Genomic DNA, 15,568 nt, shown 5'->3' on the forward strand with positions numbered 1-15,568 from the left:
AGAACAGATCCAGCGCCTCAGCGGCGCGGTACCAGAGCGGGTAACAGGGTACGGGAGATGGCTTCGCGCACGGTCGGCAGCACGGTGGCGCTGCCGCCGAGGATGTCTTCCACCATGTGCCGCAAGGCCACTGCCCGGTCCGGGGAAAGGCCGGTTACCGCATACTCGCAGGCCTGCTCGGCCGACACGCCGCTGGGAATGCTGATGCCCAGTGCCACCAGGCGCTCACGGAGATCTTCCTGGTCGATCAAGTCGGTGTGCATCATCGTCCTGTCCTCCTGAAGTGTTTGAGATCGGCGCCCGGTCAGCGCAGCACGCCTTCGTCCACCAGCAGCTTGAAGATAGCCTCTGCGCCTTCCTGTGGCGACACGCCGCTGAGCACCTGCCCGCCGCCGCCCGCCGCTTTGGCCGTAGCGGCCTTCATGCGTTCGGCGCCGGTCTTGGCCTTGATCACCTTCAGGCGCTTGGGTCGCGGCCGCGCGGGCTGCCACTGGGCGTCGGCATATAGCGGGTCGTCTACCACTTGCACCCATTCATGCTCCAGCGTGCCGCGCCTTGCCGGGCCGAATGCGCTCTGGCGGGCAGCCGGTGCGGCGGCATCCACACTGGCGACGAAGGGCAGGCGCACCTTGAGCCGGCGCCGTTGCCCGCGGGGCAGTGCCTGCAGCACCTGGGCATGGCTGCCTTCGATGCTTTCCACCGCCGCCAGGCCAACGATCAATGGCCATCCAAGGCGCTCTGCCAGGAGGTACGGGAGCATGCCTGAACCTTCTCCGGTTTCCGCCTGGCTGCCGGTCAGCACCAGGTGCGCGCCGGCGCCCTGCAGGTGCTCGACCAGAGTGGGAAGGGCGTCTGCCTCGCGGGCCTGCTCGAGCACGGTAAGTGCCGGCAGGCCCATGCCGAGGTAGGCACGCAGGGCTTCCTCGTGCGGGTCGCCGGCGTGCAGCACCGTGAGTCTTTCGCCTGCGAGCGTGAGGCCCAACTCCACGGCACGGGCGTCCTGCTCGGCGCGTCGAGGCCGACCCGAGGCCGGGTGCGTGCCGATGGAGACGAGGGCAACGATGTTCAATTCAGCCATGCTGGAATTCCACCTGTACGAGCGATTTCGCGAGCGTGGCTCGCTCCCGCGAGGTTGTCATACCGAGGCTCCGCAAGGTGCCACTGGCATCGCGGGGGTGGGCGCGGGCCATGCCCGCGACAGGCAGGTCATGCCGCATCACGTTTTGCTCCCTGGCGGTGGGCTTCGACCCGCTCGATCAAGGCCTGGAGGATCGCCGCCGAGTCGCCGATCACGGCCATGTCGGCGCGCTTGATCATGTCGCAGCCGGGATCGAGGTTGATCGCCACGACCTTGTCGCAGGTGCCGATACCCTGCAGGTGCTGGATGGCGCCGGAAATGCCCACCGCCAGGTAGACCCGCGCAGTGACCCAGGTGCCGGTCGCGCCGACCTGGCGGCCGCGCGGCATGTGGCCGTCGTCCACCGCCACGCGCGAGGCGCCCTCGGTCGCGCCAAGGGCCACGGCGGCGCGGTGGAACAGGTCCCAGTCCTTCACGCCATTGCCGCCGGAGAGTATGAATTCCGCTTCGGCCATGGGGATCTGCGCCGGGTCGACGGCGACCGAACCGAGGTCGTCGATGCGTGGCAGGTTGCGCGCGACCTGCGCCTCGAGCTCGACCGTGCGCGCTTCGTGGCGTGTTTCGCTGACCGGCTCGGCACATTCCGCTGCCGCCAGAATCAATCGCGGGGCGGCCTGTGCAATGTCTTCGCGGCCCGCTCCTGCACGTCCGGTGCTGCGCCCGTCCTTGACCTGCCAGACCCGCGTGGCAGGCCGCTCGCCCAGGCTGGCGGCCAGGCGTCGGCCCAGCTCGCCGCCACCGCTGCGGCTGTCCGGCAACAACCAGTGGCGGGGGGTGAACTGGCTTTCCACCGCGCGCAGGGCGAGTACCCGCTGCTCCGGCGAGTAGCCCTGGTAATAGTCATCGTCGAGGTGCAGCAGGCGGTCGACGCCGGCGCCGTCGAAGGCGCTTTCCTTGTGCTCGCCAAAGATCACCGCGAGCACGGCGCCGTCCGCGCCGGCCAGTTGCCGGGCCAGGCCGAGCAGATCCTTGTCGTGATTGCTCAGGCGCCCGCCAACCATGTCCGGCACCACGGCGATGATGAATGCCGGCTGCTCGATCACATGCAGCGGCAGTTGCACCACCTCGCTGCTGCTCTGGCGTTTATTGCTGCCGCCTTGTTGGGCGCCGCTGCGGTCGATGCGCTTGAGCCCGGCCGGACCGATGAAACCGGCGGCAATGGCATGCGGGTTCTTGCGCACCAGGCCGTTGGGGCCCATCCAGCTGGTCTGGTTCTGGCTCTGCATGGCCGCGTGGAGCGGGTGCAGGCGGTTGCGGGCGATCCAGTCGGCGCGCGGATCGCGGCGGATGATGTCACTCATGGCGGTCTCCCGTCGGGCGGCTCAGTCTTGATGGGTTGTCACCCATCCTACGGATCGCGCTTTGTAGGATGGGTAATAACCCATCGACCATCACCAGGTTGTCACGCACGTCGATATTCATGCGACCTCCACTGCAGTGGGTTGCGCGGCGGTTTTCTTCTGTGGTGCTTCGGCTTCGATCAGTGCCTCGGCGACCAGCTCGGCGATGTCCTTGATCTGCGGGCGCGGCTCGACCACGCCTTCGAGCATCACCGTGCACTGCGGGCAGCCGACGGCCACCAGTTCGGCGCCGGTTTCCTTGATGTCTTCCATGCGCATGTCGGGGATCCGCTGCTTGCCGGGGATGTCGGTGATCGGCGCGCCGCCGCCGCCGCCACAGCAGCGTGAGCGAAAGCCCGAGCGAGCCATCTCCCTGACCTCGATACCGATGGCCTTGAGCACCGCACGCGGCGCTTCGTACTCGCCGTTGTAGCGGCCCAGGTAGCAGGGGTCGTGGTAGGTGACGGAGCCGCCCTTGTGCTTGGCCAGGCTCAAGGCGCCGCGCTGCATCAGGGTGTCGATGAAGGTGCTGTGGTGCATGACCTGGTAGTGGCCACCGAGGGCGCCGTACTCGTTCTTCAGAACGTGGAAACTGTGCGGGTCACAGGACACGATGGTGGTGAACTGGTACTGATTCAGGGTGGCGATGTTGCGCCTGGCCAGTTGCTGGAAGGTCGCCTCGTCACCGAGGCGGCGGGCCACGTCGCCGCTGTCGCGTTCTTCCAGGCCGAGCACGGCGAAGTCCACGCCGGCCGCCTTGAGGATCTTCACGAAAGCGCGCAGGGTGCGCTGGTTGCGCATGTCGAACGCGCCATCACCAACCCAGAACAGCACCTCGGCGCGGTGCTTCTCGCTCATCAGGGGCAGGTTGAGGTCGGCCGCCCAGTTCAACCGGCCGCCGGGCGCGAAGCCGCCGGGGTTGTCGGTGGCGATGAGGTTTTCCAGCACTTCGGCGCCCTTGTTCGGGGTCGAGCCTTTTTCCAGAGTCAGATGACGGCGCATGTCGACGATGGCATCGACGTGCTCGATCATCATCGGGCACTCCTCCACGCAGGCGCGGCAGGTGGTGCACGACCACAGGGTGTCGGCGTCGACCAGCGCCTTGCCCTGCAGCGAGACGATCGGCTGGTGCGGGCCGCCGCCGTGTTCGCCAAGTGGCTTGCCAGGGTACGGCGAGCCAGCGAAGTTGGCGTCAGTGCCACCTGCCAGGCCGATGACCATGTCCTGAATCAGTTTCTTCGGGTTCAGCGGTTGGCCGGCGGCGAAGGCGGGGCACATGGCTTCGCACTTGCCGCACTGCACGCAGGCGTCGAAGCCGAGCAGCTGGTTCCAGGTGAAGTCGGTGGGTTTTTCCACGCCCAGTGGTGCTTTCGGGTCGTTGAGGTCCAGGGCTTTCAGGCCGGTGGAGCGACCGCCCCCGAAGCGATCACTGCGGCGGTGCCAGGCCAGGTGCAGGGCGCCAGCGAAGGCGTGCTTCATCGGCCCGCCCCAGGTCATGCCAAAGAACAGTTCCGACACGCCCCAGGCCACGCCAATGGCGAGGATGGCCGCGAGCACCCAGCCGCCGAAATCTGCTGGCAGCACACCGGCCACTGGCAAGGTGGCGATAAAGAAACTCGCGGAGAACATCAGCAGGCTTTTCGGCAGGCGCATCCAGGGGCCTTTCGACAGGCGCGCCGGTGGGTTGCGCCGGCGCGCGGCGACGAACAGCGCGCCGACGAACATGCACGTGGTGGCCGCCAGCAGCGCGAAACCGAGGATACGGTTGTGCAGGCCGAAACCGTGCACGGCGATGGCCAGCACGGCCGCCAGCACGAAGCCACCCGCAGTCGCCACGTGGGTCCTGGACATGTAGCTGTCGCGCTCGACCACGTGGTGCAGGTCCACGAGGTAGCGGCGCGGCATCTTCAGCAGGCCTTTGATCCAATCGACCTTGGCCGGGCGGCCGCGGCGCCACATGAAGAAACGCCTGGCCGCGCCGAGCACCGCGAGGGCCAGGGCAGCGAAGAGCAGGATGGGAAGAATGGTGTTCAGCATCGGTCTGTCCTCACCGGACGAGATGTCGTGGGAGCGGGCCAGGCTGGCGGATGAGCGCAGCCTTGGTACGAATCAACCGCGGGCATGGCCCGCTCCCACAGGGCGATATGTGGATCAGAAGTCCTTGCACAACCGCAGTGCGTCGTAGATCGCAGCATGGGTGTTGCGCTGGGCCACGCAGTCGCCAATACGAAACAGCAGGTAGCCGTCACCGGGCTGGCTCAGGCTTGGCTGCGGCTGTATGGCGAACAGCGCGTCAACATCCATCTGGCCCTTGTTGCGCGAACCTTCCTTGAGCGCGTAATAGAGGCCTTCATCCGGGCGCACGCCGTTCTCGACGACCACCTGGTCGACCACCCGCTCTTCCCGGGCGCCGGTGTACTCGTTCTCCAGCACCGCGATCTTCTTGTCGCCCTCGGCGTAGACCTTTTCCAGCATCATGTCGCCGGTCATGATCACTTCCTTGGGGTACATGCTGCGGTAGTAGGTCGGGAAACTGGTGCCGCCGATGGCCACGCCGGGCTTGATGTCGTCGGTGACGATTTCGACCTGGGAGCCCTTGTCGGCGAGAAAATCCGCCACCGACATGCCGGTGAACTCGCAGATGGTGTCGTACACCAGCACATTCTTGCCCGGCGCTACCTTGCCGCTGAGGATGTCCCAGCTGCTGACCACCAGGCCTTCGTCCGCATGCCAATGCTCGACCTGTTCAAGGAACGGGTGGCCGCCGTTGGCGAGCACGACGATATCGGCGCGCAGGTCGTTGATGGTGTCCACATCCGCCGCGGTACCGAGGCGCAGGTCGACGCCCAGGCGCGCCAGCTCCAGTTGATACCAGCGGGTGATGCCGGCGATCTGGTCACGCTGCGGCGCCTTGGAAGCCAGAGTGATCTGTCCGCCAAGCTGCTCCTGCTTTTCGAACAAGGTCACGTCGTGGCCGCGTTCGGCCGTCACGCGAGCGGCCTCCATGCCAGCAGGGCCGCCACCGACGATCACCACCTTGCGCTTCGGCCCGGTGGATTTCTCGATGATGTGCGGCACGCCCATGTACTCGCGGCTGGTCGCGGCGTTCTGGATGCACAGCACGTCCAGACCCTGGTACTGGCGGTCGATGCAGTAGTTGGCGCCGACACACTGCTTGATCTGGTCGATCTGGCCCATCTTGATCTTGGCGATCAGGTGCGGGTCGGCGATGTGCGCGCGGGTCATGCCGACCATGTCCACGTAGCCGCCTTCGAGAATGCGCGTGGCCTGGTTCGGGTCCTTGATGTTCTGCGCGTGCAGCACCGGCACCTTGACCACTTCCTTGATGCCAGCCGCCAGGTGCAGGAACGGCTCCGGCGGGTAGCTCATGTTGGGAATCACGTTGGCCAGGGTGTTGTGGGTATCGCAACCCGAGCCCACCACGCCGATGAAATCGAGCATGCCGGTGTCGTCGTAGTACGTGGCGATCTGCTTCATGTCGTCGTGGGACAGGCCGTCCGGGTGGAACTCGTCGCCGCACAGGCGCATGCCCACGCAGAAGTCGTCGCCCACTTCGGCGCGCACCGCCTTGAGCACTTCCAGGCCGAACTTCATGCGGCCCTCGAAGGTGCCACCCCACTCGTCGGTGCGCTTGTTGACGCGCGGCGACCAGAACTGGTCGATCATGTGCTGGTGCACCGCCGACAGTTCCACGCCATCCAGGCCGCCTTCCTTGGCGCGGCGTGCGGCCTGGGCGTAGTTGCCGATCACCCGCCAGATTTCCTCCGGCTCGATGGTCTTGCAGGTGGCGCGATGCACCGGCTCACGAATACCCGACGGCGACATCAGGGTCGGCCAGTGGAAGCCGTCCCAGCGCGAGCGGCGGCCCATGTGGGTAATCTGGATCATGATCTTGGCACCATGCTTGTGCATGGCGTCAGCCAGATTCTGGAAGTGCGGGATGATGCGGTCGGTGGACAGGTTCACCGAACTCCACCACTGCTGCGGGCTGTCGATGGCCACCACCGAGGAGCCACCACAAATGGCCAGGCCGATGCCGCCCTTGGCTTTCTCTTCGTAGTACTTCACGTAGCGCTCGGTGGTCATGCCGCCATCGGTGGCATACACCTCCGCGTGTGCGGTGCTGAGCACACGGTTACGGATAGTCAGTTTGCCGATCTGGATCGGCTGGAACATTGCTTCGAAGGCCATGACCTTCTCCTCGATTCGGCGGCTACACGCTACGTTCTGCGTTCACGGTGGAGGGCGGGTGCCTTTATTGGCGGCACCTGATCCTTTTGTTCAGAGCGGGCGAGTCACGAACAGGCCGTCATCATGGCCTTCTTCGGAGCCGCCATATTCCTGCACGGTAAAGGTACGGATCGAGCTGCCCTGGGCGGCCAGGATCTGGTCGATGGCGCCGGAGAACCAGCCAGTGAACATGTAGTCCACCTTGCGCCCGACCTTGCCGTACACGTACACGAAGGCTGAGTGCTTGAGCTTTACCTCGGCATAGCCGGTTTGCAGATCGAGCTTCTGCGTTTCGAACAGACCCCAGCCGCGCTGCGACAGGCGTTTCATGTAGTGCTCGAACACCGCTGCGCCAGAAAGGCCATGGCACTCGGCTTCTTTCTCGCACCAGTGCCAGGCGGATTTGTAGCCGGCCTTGTAGAGGATTTCGGCGTACTTGTCGGCGCCGAGCACCTCCTCGATGCCCATGTGGTTGTTGACGAAGAAGTGCCGCGGCACATACAGCATCGGCAAGGCGTCGGTGGTCCAGACGCCAGTTTCGTCGTCGACCTGGATGGGCATTTCGGGGGCGTGGGTGGCCATGTGTTCTTAACTCCAGAATTCGTTGTCTTGCGTGTTTGGACAGGGCGGATGAATGCCTGTGAAGCGGTAGCGAGCACGCCGAGAGCAAGGAGACCCGCAGCGACAAGCGAGAGCAGTACGACTGTGCGGCGAGCTGGTAGCGACGCCGCTATTGGTGGGCGCAGGTATTCATCATTCGCCCCAGACGTCGGCTAGCACCCTCACCCAGTTTTCGCCCATGACCTTGCGCACGGTGCGCTCGCTCATGCCGCGTTTGAGCAGGGTTTCGGTGAGGTTGGGGAACTCGCCCACCGTGCGAATGCCCAGTGGGTTGACGATCTTGCCGAAGTTGGTCAGGCGGCGGGCGTAGCCCTTGTCGTGGGTCAGGTACTCGAAGAAGTCCTGGCCATGGCCCTGGGTAAAGTCGGTGCCGATGCCGATGGCGTCCTCGCCGACGATGTTCATCACGTATTCGATGGCTTCGGCGTAGTCGTCGATGGTCGAGTCGATGCCCTTGGCCAGGAACGGCGCGAACATGGTCACGCCCACGAAGCCGCCGTGGTCGGCGATGAACTTCAACTCGGCGTCGGATTTGTTGCGTGGGTGCTCCTTGAGCCCCGACGGCAGGCAGTGGGAGTAGGTGACCGGCTTTTTCGATTCGAGGATGACTTCCTCGCTGGTCTTGCTGCCGACGTGGGACAGATCGCACATCACGCCGACACGATTCATCTCGGCGACGATTTCCCGGCCGAAGCCGGACAGCCCGCCATCGCGCTCGTAGCAGCCGGTGCCGACCAGATTCTGGGTGTTGTAGCACATCTGCACGATGCCCACGCCGAGCTGCTTGAAGATCTCCACGTAGCCGATCTGGTCCTCGAACGCGTGGGCATTCTGGAAGCCGAAGAGGATGCCGGTCTTGCCCAGCTCCTTGGCGCGGCGGATGTCAGCGGTGGTGCGCACCTGCATCACCAGGTCGCTGTTTTCGCGAATCAGCTTCTGGCTCGATGCGATGGCATCGATGGTTTCCTGGAAGTCTTCCCAGACCGACACCGTGCAGTTGGCCATGGTCAGGCCGCCCTTGCGCATGTCTTCGAACAGTTCGCGGTTCCATTTGGCGATGATCAGACCGTCGATGACGATGCTGTCGGCGTGCAATTCGGCTGGGCTCATCAGGCAGCTCCCCTTGATTGGTTGCACCAGATTCGTTGCTGGCGCTTTGTAGGGAGCATATGCCTCGGCGCCCTGGCGACCCGGTGCAAAAACGACGGGGGGATTGCCGAAAGCGTCAAGGCAAGGTCGTGATCGGACAAGCCTCTTTGGGTAGGCCTGTTCCAGGGCAGGGGCTGACCGGCACGCAGCTACAAGGCGCAAGCAGCCGTTCGGTGATTCATTGTGGGAACGGGCCATGCCCGTGATTATTCGCGGGCACGGCCCGCTCCCATAGTCGTAGGGTGGACGACGCCTTACCTAGGCGGCCCGATCCGTCCACGATCGCAATGGTGGATGAAAAGAGCGTCATCCACCCTACGTCTGCTCTCGTCACTTTGCGTTCTGTAGGATGCTTGCGCCTTTTCACGGTCGTAGAGTGGGTGGGGCTGTTTCGTGTCGATCCTGCCGTGGGCTGAGTGCGAAGCGGGCGCGGTAGCGGCGGGCGAAGTAGGAGGCCGACTCGAAGCCGCAGGCCAGCGCCACCTCGAGCAACATCGACACCGCCAGCGGCCGCTCGGCGCCGTTCGACATCGGCGTCGCAGGGCAGCTCGTCAAGCTGAGCGAGCGCAGCAGGGCATGCCGAGCTCCGTGTATGTGGGTCGATTGATCGGGCTGCCCTGAAGAGGGGGCGAGAATGAAAACGCCCTGCCAGTCCGGCTGGCAGGGCGTTTCGTTTTGCGCGGTCGTTACTGCGCCTTCACATCCCGCAGGTAAGGCGCCGGAGCAGCACCCAGGTTGTTGAGCATGCGCCCGCTGTACCAGTCGATGAAGTTCACCACGCCGAACTCGTAGGTTTTCGAATACGGGCCCGGCTGGTAGGCGGTGGAGTTGATGCCGCGCTGGTTTTCTTCAGCCAGGCGGCGGTCCTGGTCGTTGGTGGCGTCCCACACCTCGCGCAGGCGGGCCACGTCGTAGTCGACGCCTTCGACGGCGTCCTTGTGCACCAGCCACTTGGTGGTGACCATGGTTTCCTGGGCGCTGATCGGCCACACCGTGAAGACGATCAGGTGATCACCCATGCAGTGGTTCCACGAGTGTGGCAGGTGCAGGATGCGCATCGAGCCCAGGTCCGGGTTCTGGATGCGGCCCATGAGCTTCTTGCAGCCCTGCTTGCCGTCCATGGTCATCGACACGGTGCCCTTGAGCAGCGGCATGCGCACGATGCGGTTGCGCAGCCCGAAGCCGGCGTGCAGGTAGGGAATCTTTTCCGCCTCCCATTTGGCGGCGGATTCGGCCACGTGGTCCTTGAACGACTGGCTGGCGCGCGGATCGTTGGTGTCGTCCCATTCCAGCAGGGTGTTGAGCAGCTCCGGGTGCGAACCGTTGCAGTGGTAGCACTCGCGGTTGTTCTCCAGCACCAGCTTCCAGTTGGCCTTTTCATACAGGTTGGTCTGCACGGCGACCTTGGCGTTCTCCATGTCGTAAGGCTCCATGTAGTGAGCCAGGGTCGTCAGGAATTCGTCGATGGCCGGCGGGTTCTCGGCCAGGGAAATGAAGATGTAACCGCCGGCGGTCTTGCAGCTCACCGGCTTGAGGCCGAACTGCTTCATGTCGAAGTCGGCGCCCATCTCGGTGCCGGCGAACAGCAGGCGGCCGTCCAGCTCGTAGGTCCATTGGTGGTAGGGGCAGACCAGCTTGGCCACCTTGCCCTTTTCGCTGGTGCACAGGCGGGATCCGCGGTGCCGGCACACGTTGTGGAAGGCATGCACGGCGCCTTCGGCACCCCGGATGACGAGAATCGGGTTATTGCCGATCTGCAGGGTCAGGTAATTGCCCTTGGTGGGGATCTCGCAGGTCATGCCGGCGATCAGCCATTCCTTGTGGAAAATTTCCTGCATGTCGAGCTGGAACAGGCGTTCGTCGTTATAGAACGGTTGCGGCAGCGAGTAGGTGCGCTCGCGGTTCTGCAGCATCTCGGCGGTCGCGGCGCGTGCCGCTTCCAGCGGGTCGCCAAGGCTCAGCGTGGAGGTGACGGTCATCGGAAATCTCCTCGTGGCGAGCGCGGTGCGAACGCCGTAAAAGTGGCTAGTGCGGTGTTACGCAAGGTGGCGCGTCGCTCCCCCGATCGCCTTGCCGATAGGCGCATTGCACAGGGCTGAAAATCGGCGCTCTTATCCTGCTCGGCTTGGGGCGAGTGTGGAGCCGGGCGCGGCGTGAACCTTATCCATGGGCGACATGCTCGAATCATTTCCCGACTCGGTACGCCAGTGTCTACGGGGCAGGTCGCCGTGAGCATGCCGATGTCGCTGGCAGGTAAATGAGCGTCAGGTGGCTTGCGCACAATCGCCGCAAAGACAGGGCCGGTGAGCGCCCTGCGTGTGCGAGAGAACCGACATGTCGAACGACTTCTTCTATCCCGTCACCACCCAGACCTGGAGCAACGGCCGCCATGCGGTGCGCTGCGTCAAGGTCATCCAGGAGACGTGGGACGTCCGCACCTTCTGTTTCATGGCCGACCAGCCCGTGCTGTTCTTCTTCAAACCAGGGCAGTTCGTCACCCTGGAACTGGAGATCGAAGGCCAGCCGGTGATGCGCTCCTACACCATTTCCAGCTCACCGTCGGTGCCCTACAGCTTTTCCATCACCATCAAGCGAGTGCCGGGCGGCAAGGTCTCCAACTGGCTGCACGACAACCTCGCCGAAGGTCAGGAACTGGCGGTGCATGGGCCGGTGGGCCTGTTCAATGCCATCGATTTTCCGGCCGACAAGGTGCTGTTTCTCAGTGGCGGGGTCGGTATCACCCCGGTGATGTCGATGGCGCGCTGGTTCTACGACACCAATGCCAACGTCGACATGGTGTTCGTGCACAGCGCGCGTTCGCCGAAGGACATCATCTATCACCGCGAGCTGGAGCACATGGCGGCGCGGATCAGCAACTTCAGCCTGCACGTGATCTGCGAAAAACACGGCCTTGGTGAGGCCTGGTCCGGCTACCGCGGGTATCTCAACCAGCCGATGCTGGAGCTGATGGCGCCCGATTACCTGCAGCGGGAGATCTTCTGCTGCGGCCCCACGCCCTACATGAGCGCGGTGAAGCGCCTGCTCGAAGCCAAAGGCTTCGACATGAGCCGCTACCACGAGGAAGCCTTCGGCCCCGTGCCGGCAGAAGTGCGCCAGGATGTCCGCGAGCTGGCCGAACAGGCGGCCGACGCCCCCCAGGTGCCAGCGGCCGATCTCAACCAGGTGCAATTCACCAGCACCGGCAAGAGCATCCAGGTGGGCCCGGGCGAGACCGTGCATGCGGCGGCGGCAAAGCTGGGGCTGCATATTCCCAAGGCCTGCGGCATGGGTATCTGCGGCACTTGCAAGGTGCTCAAGACCGCAGGCGAGGTGGACATGGAGCACAACGGCGGCATCACCGATGAAGACGTCGCAGAGGGTTACATCCTGTCGTGCTGCAGCGTGCCGCGTAACGACGTGAGCATCGATTACTAAGCGCCGGCAGGCGATGGTCAGGAAATAGCCAGTGGTCCGCAACCCACGCGGGCCCAGGGCTGCAATCAGCATTCAACAGTTTATCCACAGCCGTGCACACAGTAACTGTGGGCAAGGTACGGCGCGTTATCCCCGCAGCCATCCTCTACGCAGCCGCTCTACCGTAGTAGCTGGGCAGGACAGAAGGTGAATGCCGCATCGGGTGTCAATGCCACGGTTGGGCCGTATCGCCAACCGCTCCAATGGTTATCCACATAGTTGTGCACAGGTTTTTTATCAATTTGCAGAATGGCGTCGAGCGAGGCGGGCGACAGAACCCTGATTTCGCCTTCAAAGGCTGTGTGCTTTTTGATCGGTAGCCTGAACGCCCCGAATTTACTGGCCTGTAGCCAGGTGGTGACAGGTTTCCCACAGCTTCATCCACGGAGTTTGGGGACAGCGCCCAGGTGAGTTATTCACCGCTGCCTTGCGGTATGCACGGCATTCAGCCTGCTGCAAAGTCGGTGATAGTGATTGCGCGCTTGGTCATTAATTGATCGATCATCCGCAGGCCTCGTATTCATGGGGCTGCAGCCATGGCCGAACACCTTATGCACAGCAAGATGCACAGCTTCTGTGTGTAGATAACTGCACAAGTCATTGAAGTAGATCGTTTTTTGATCATTTGGCTGAAGCCCCTGCAATAAAAGGCCTGTAGCGCGTTACCTACAGTTTATCCCCGCGGTCATCAACCAATTGTGGGGACGGCTGTCCACAGGGTGCAGCCATCCCGGGCCGTCAGCTGTGGATGAGACGGCTGCGCGGAGCTCTGATCAAAAAACAATCGGGCTGCTGAAGCCCTTGTTGTGTAAGGGCTGGGAAGGTTTATGCACAGCTTGTGCAGGTGGTTCTGCACGACAACTGTGCGTAAGCTTGAGAGCAACTTGCTGAAATAGAACGTTTTTTGTACGAAATGCCAAAGGCCGCGAGAGGTGGGGGCTGTGGCCCGCTGCAGACAGGCTATCCACAGGGTCGTCCACCTGTTCTGGGGATGGCGCCGAAATTATCCCCAGATGAGGCGGCAGCGGTGCGCACGGCCGTCATGCCTTCGGCGCGCGGCTGAGCGTGTCAGCTTATGCCGCGTGCCGGTACGGCCCGGGTGGCTGCCGGCAATCAGCCGGCCATGACCTCGCGGATGTCCGCTGCCAGTTGGCGTACGCGGCTCTCTTCGGTATCCCACGAACACATGAAGCGTGCGCCACCGGCACCGATGAAGGTGTAGAAACGCCAGCCACGGGCGGTCAGGGCGGCGAGGGCAGGTTCGGACATCTGCAGGAACACCCCGTTGGCCTCCACCGGAAACATCAGGCTGACACCCGGTACGTCCCGTACCAGGCTGGCGAGCAGCTGCGCGCAGCTGTTGGCATGGCGGGCGTAACGCAGCCAGGCATCGTTCTGCAGCAGGCCGACCCAGGGCGCCGACAGGTAGCGCATCTTCGAGGCCAACTGGCCGGCCTGCTTGCAGCGGTAGTCGAAGTCTTCGGCCAGCTCGCGGTTGAAGAACAGGATCGCCTCGCCAACCGCCATGCCGTTCTTGGTGCCGCCAAAGCACAGCACGTCGACGCCGGCCTTCCAGGTCAGCTCGGCCGGGCTGCTACCCAGGAAGGCGCAGGCGTTGGAGAACCGTGCGCCGTCCATGTGCAGGTGCAGGCCGAGCTCTTCGCAGGTCTGGCTGATCGCGCGGATTTCTTCCGGGCGGTAGACGGTCCCAACCTCGGTGGCCTGGGTCAGGGTGACCACGCGCGGTTTCGGGTAGTGGATGTCCTTGCGCTTGAGGGCGATTTCGCGGATCGACGCGGGCGTCAGCTTGCCCTGCTCGGTGTGCGCGGTCAGCAGTTTGGAGCCGTTGGAAAAGAACTCCGGTGCGCCGCACTCATCGGTCTCGACGTGGGCGGTCTCCGAGCAGATGACGCTGTGGTAGCTCTGACACAGTGCCGAGAGCGCCAGGGAGTTGGCTGCCGTGCCATTGAAAGCGAAGAACACGTCGCAGTCGGTTTCGAACAGGCGGCGGAAATGGTCGGCGGCGCGCGCCGTCCATTCATCGTCGCCATAGGCACGCTGATGGCCCAGATTGGCTTCTGCCATGGCCTCCCAGGCCTCGGGGCAGATGCCGGAATAATTGTCGCTGGCGAATTGCTGGGCGTTGTCGGGCATTGAAGAGAGTCCTTGGCTGCGTCGCCCATGTGGGCGTATGCCGGTACTGTAGCCCGCCCCGGGCACGGGTCGCACTCGCCGGAGCGACATATTGTTCACGGCATTCACAGTGAACTCACGGCCGCCGTTGGGCTCACAAAGCAGAGAGTTGCAGTCCAGGACTCGCCGATCCCACGTCACAGGAGCCCACCATGAGCTACCGCCATCTGATCGCACTTTTCGCACCGCTCGCCTTCGCCCTGCCGGCCGTGGCCGCCGAGCCTTGGTCTCCGGAAGCCAAGGCGACCTTCGTTCAGGAGTGCGTGAAAGGCGCCCAGTCCGGCCACTCTCAGGAGAAGCTGACGGCGTTCTGCGATTGCGCCGCGACCAAGGTCAGCGAAGAGTTCAGCGAGGCCGAAATGGCCGAGATGAGCAAGCAGGTACCGCCGGATGCCGGCCTGCAAAAGCGTCTGGTCACCGCGTCGAGCAGCTGCAACGCCAAACTGCAGTAAGCCGTGCATGGGTGGCGCCGGGTTTGCGCCCGGCGCCGCCCGTTGATTTGCACCGAAGTGTCGGCTGCCGCTAGGGTGCAGCTTCATCTCCCAGCGTGACCTGTGCGCATGCCCTCAGCCTACCTCTCTCGACCCTCGCCTTCCGGCCGCGACGCAGCGCTGGATCTGATCAAGTGGCTGGCCCTGCTGACCATGCTGATCGACCACCTGCGGCATGTCTGGCCCTCACTGTATTTTCTCTATATTCCCGGCCGTTTGGCCTTCCCGCTGTTCTGCCTGGCTATCGCCGCCAACGTCGCACGGCCCCGCGCGGCGGCCAGCAGTGGCGTGTCCATGAGCTACCTGGGCTGGCTGCTGCTGTTCTCGCTGCTTTCCGAATGGCCCTACCGGCTGTTGGTGCCGACGGCGGAATCGCTCAACGTGCTGCCGACCCTGGTGCTGGGCCTGCTGATCGCCAACGCCGTGCAGCGGCCCCAGGCTCAGGCCTGCTGGCTGGGCGGCGCGGCGCTGCTGATCGCCGTGTTCGGCCATGCCTGGCTGATGTTCGGCGCCTTTGGCGCGGTGCTGCCGGCGGCCTTCCTGCTGGCGCTGCGTAGCCCCTACGCCGGCTGGCTGCTGCCGATGCTGTGCTGCCTGGCGGCCAACTACTGGGCGCCGTTCTACCGCGATGCACTGCGCGGCGACTTGTTCGCCTGGGGCGTGATCGGCATCTGCCTGCTGGCACCGCTGATCGGCCTTGCGCTGCTGCGCCGGCAACCGCCGTTCCCGGTGCCGCCGGTACGGCGCTGGGCCTACCTGTTCTACCCCGGCCACTTTCTCGTTCTGGTGGCACTGCGGTTTCTCTGAGCGGCGAGCATGCGTAATTGCGACGCCGCGCCATGTCGCAAACGCAATCTCCCGTGGCGTGCATAGGCATCTGGTTGCCAGGGGCGAGTCATACCATCGCTCCA

Annotated in this window: 13 protein-coding genes and 1 pseudogene; 3 read left to right on the forward strand and 11 right to left on the reverse strand. The window is 64.1% G+C overall.

Features of this window, described 5'->3' with window-relative positions; translation table 11 throughout:
- Window positions 1-17: 17 nt before the first annotated feature.
- The 10 genes and pseudogenes from ACZ0AV_RS15480 to gbca all read right to left on the reverse strand — a co-directional run bounded on the left by ACZ0AV_RS15480 (window position 18) and on the right by gbca (window position 10,478).
- Window positions 18-266, reverse strand: coding sequence for a hypothetical protein (locus ACZ0AV_RS15480; protein WP_499151845.1), 249 nt, complete (start codon window positions 264-266; stop codon window positions 18-20).
- Between the two features lie 38 nt (window positions 267-304).
- Window positions 305-1,078: an electron transfer flavoprotein subunit beta gene (gene etfB / locus ACZ0AV_RS15485; protein ID WP_499151846.1), complete on the reverse strand. Its 774-nt coding sequence runs from the start codon at window positions 1,076-1,078 to the stop codon at window positions 305-307.
- A gap of 128 nt (window positions 1,079-1,206) precedes the next feature.
- Window positions 1,207-2,439 (reverse strand): electron transfer flavoprotein subunit alpha, encoded by a 1,233-nt coding sequence (gene etfA, locus ACZ0AV_RS15490; RefSeq protein WP_499151847.1) that lies wholly within the window; start codon window positions 2,437-2,439, stop codon window positions 1,207-1,209.
- Window positions 2,432-2,560, reverse strand: coding sequence for a hypothetical protein (locus tag ACZ0AV_RS15495; RefSeq protein WP_499151848.1), 129 nt, complete (start codon window positions 2,558-2,560; stop codon window positions 2,432-2,434). The genes etfA and ACZ0AV_RS15495 overlap by 8 nt, the downstream gene beginning before the upstream one ends.
- Complete coding sequence (gene dgcB, locus ACZ0AV_RS15500) at window positions 2,557-4,515, reverse strand: dimethylglycine demethylation protein DgcB (RefSeq protein WP_499151849.1); 1,959 nt, start codon at window positions 4,513-4,515, stop codon at window positions 2,557-2,559. The genes ACZ0AV_RS15495 and dgcB overlap by 4 nt, the downstream gene beginning before the upstream one ends.
- Before the next feature lie 114 nt (window positions 4,516-4,629).
- Window positions 4,630-6,690, reverse strand: a complete 2,061-nt coding sequence (gene dgcA, locus ACZ0AV_RS15505; protein ID WP_499151850.1) for a dimethylglycine demethylation protein DgcA — start codon at window positions 6,688-6,690, stop codon at window positions 4,630-4,632.
- Window positions 6,691-6,780: 90 nt separating this feature from the next.
- Window positions 6,781-7,311: a DUF5943 domain-containing protein gene (locus ACZ0AV_RS15510; protein ID WP_499151851.1), complete on the reverse strand. Its 531-nt coding sequence runs from the start codon at window positions 7,309-7,311 to the stop codon at window positions 6,781-6,783.
- Between the two features lie 171 nt (window positions 7,312-7,482).
- Window positions 7,483-8,460, reverse strand: coding sequence for a dipeptidase (locus tag ACZ0AV_RS15515; protein WP_499151852.1), 978 nt, complete (start codon window positions 8,458-8,460; stop codon window positions 7,483-7,485).
- Window positions 8,461-8,862: 402 nt separating this feature from the next.
- A pseudogene (locus tag ACZ0AV_RS15520) lies at window positions 8,863-8,991 on the reverse strand (AraC family transcriptional regulator); the annotation flags it as partial.
- Window positions 8,992-9,185: 194 nt separating this feature from the next.
- Window positions 9,186-10,478, reverse strand: a complete 1,293-nt coding sequence (gene gbca / locus ACZ0AV_RS15525) for a glycine betaine monooxygenase oxygenase subunit (protein ID WP_499151853.1) — start codon at window positions 10,476-10,478, stop codon at window positions 9,186-9,188.
- A 355-nt stretch (window positions 10,479-10,833) separates the two neighbouring features.
- Here gbca and gbcB point away from each other — a divergent pair, with 355 nt between their 5' ends.
- The gene (gbcB, locus tag ACZ0AV_RS15530; RefSeq protein WP_499151854.1) at window positions 10,834-11,934 is read left to right on the forward strand and encodes a glycine betaine monooxygenase reductase subunit; all 1,101 of its coding nucleotides are present in this window, start codon (window positions 10,834-10,836) and stop codon (window positions 11,932-11,934) included.
- 1,152 nt (window positions 11,935-13,086) lie between these two features.
- Here the strand turns inward: gbcB and ACZ0AV_RS15535 are convergent.
- Complete coding sequence (locus tag ACZ0AV_RS15535; RefSeq protein WP_499151855.1) at window positions 13,087-14,127, reverse strand: threonine aldolase family protein; 1,041 nt, start codon at window positions 14,125-14,127, stop codon at window positions 13,087-13,089.
- 191 nt (window positions 14,128-14,318) lie between these two features.
- On the opposite strand from ACZ0AV_RS15535, the gene ACZ0AV_RS15540 reads away from it, so the two are divergent.
- Together ACZ0AV_RS15540 and ACZ0AV_RS15545 are read left to right on the forward strand one after the other, a co-directional pair.
- Complete coding sequence (locus ACZ0AV_RS15540) at window positions 14,319-14,618, forward strand: hypothetical protein (protein WP_499151856.1); 300 nt, start codon at window positions 14,319-14,321, stop codon at window positions 14,616-14,618.
- Between the two features lie 108 nt (window positions 14,619-14,726).
- Window positions 14,727-15,464 (forward strand): TraX family protein, encoded by a 738-nt coding sequence (locus ACZ0AV_RS15545; protein WP_499151857.1) that lies wholly within the window; start codon window positions 14,727-14,729, stop codon window positions 15,462-15,464.
- Window positions 15,465-15,568: the final 104 nt, after the last annotated feature.

It is taken from the genome of Pseudomonas sp. AC532 (genome assembly GCF_979258965.1).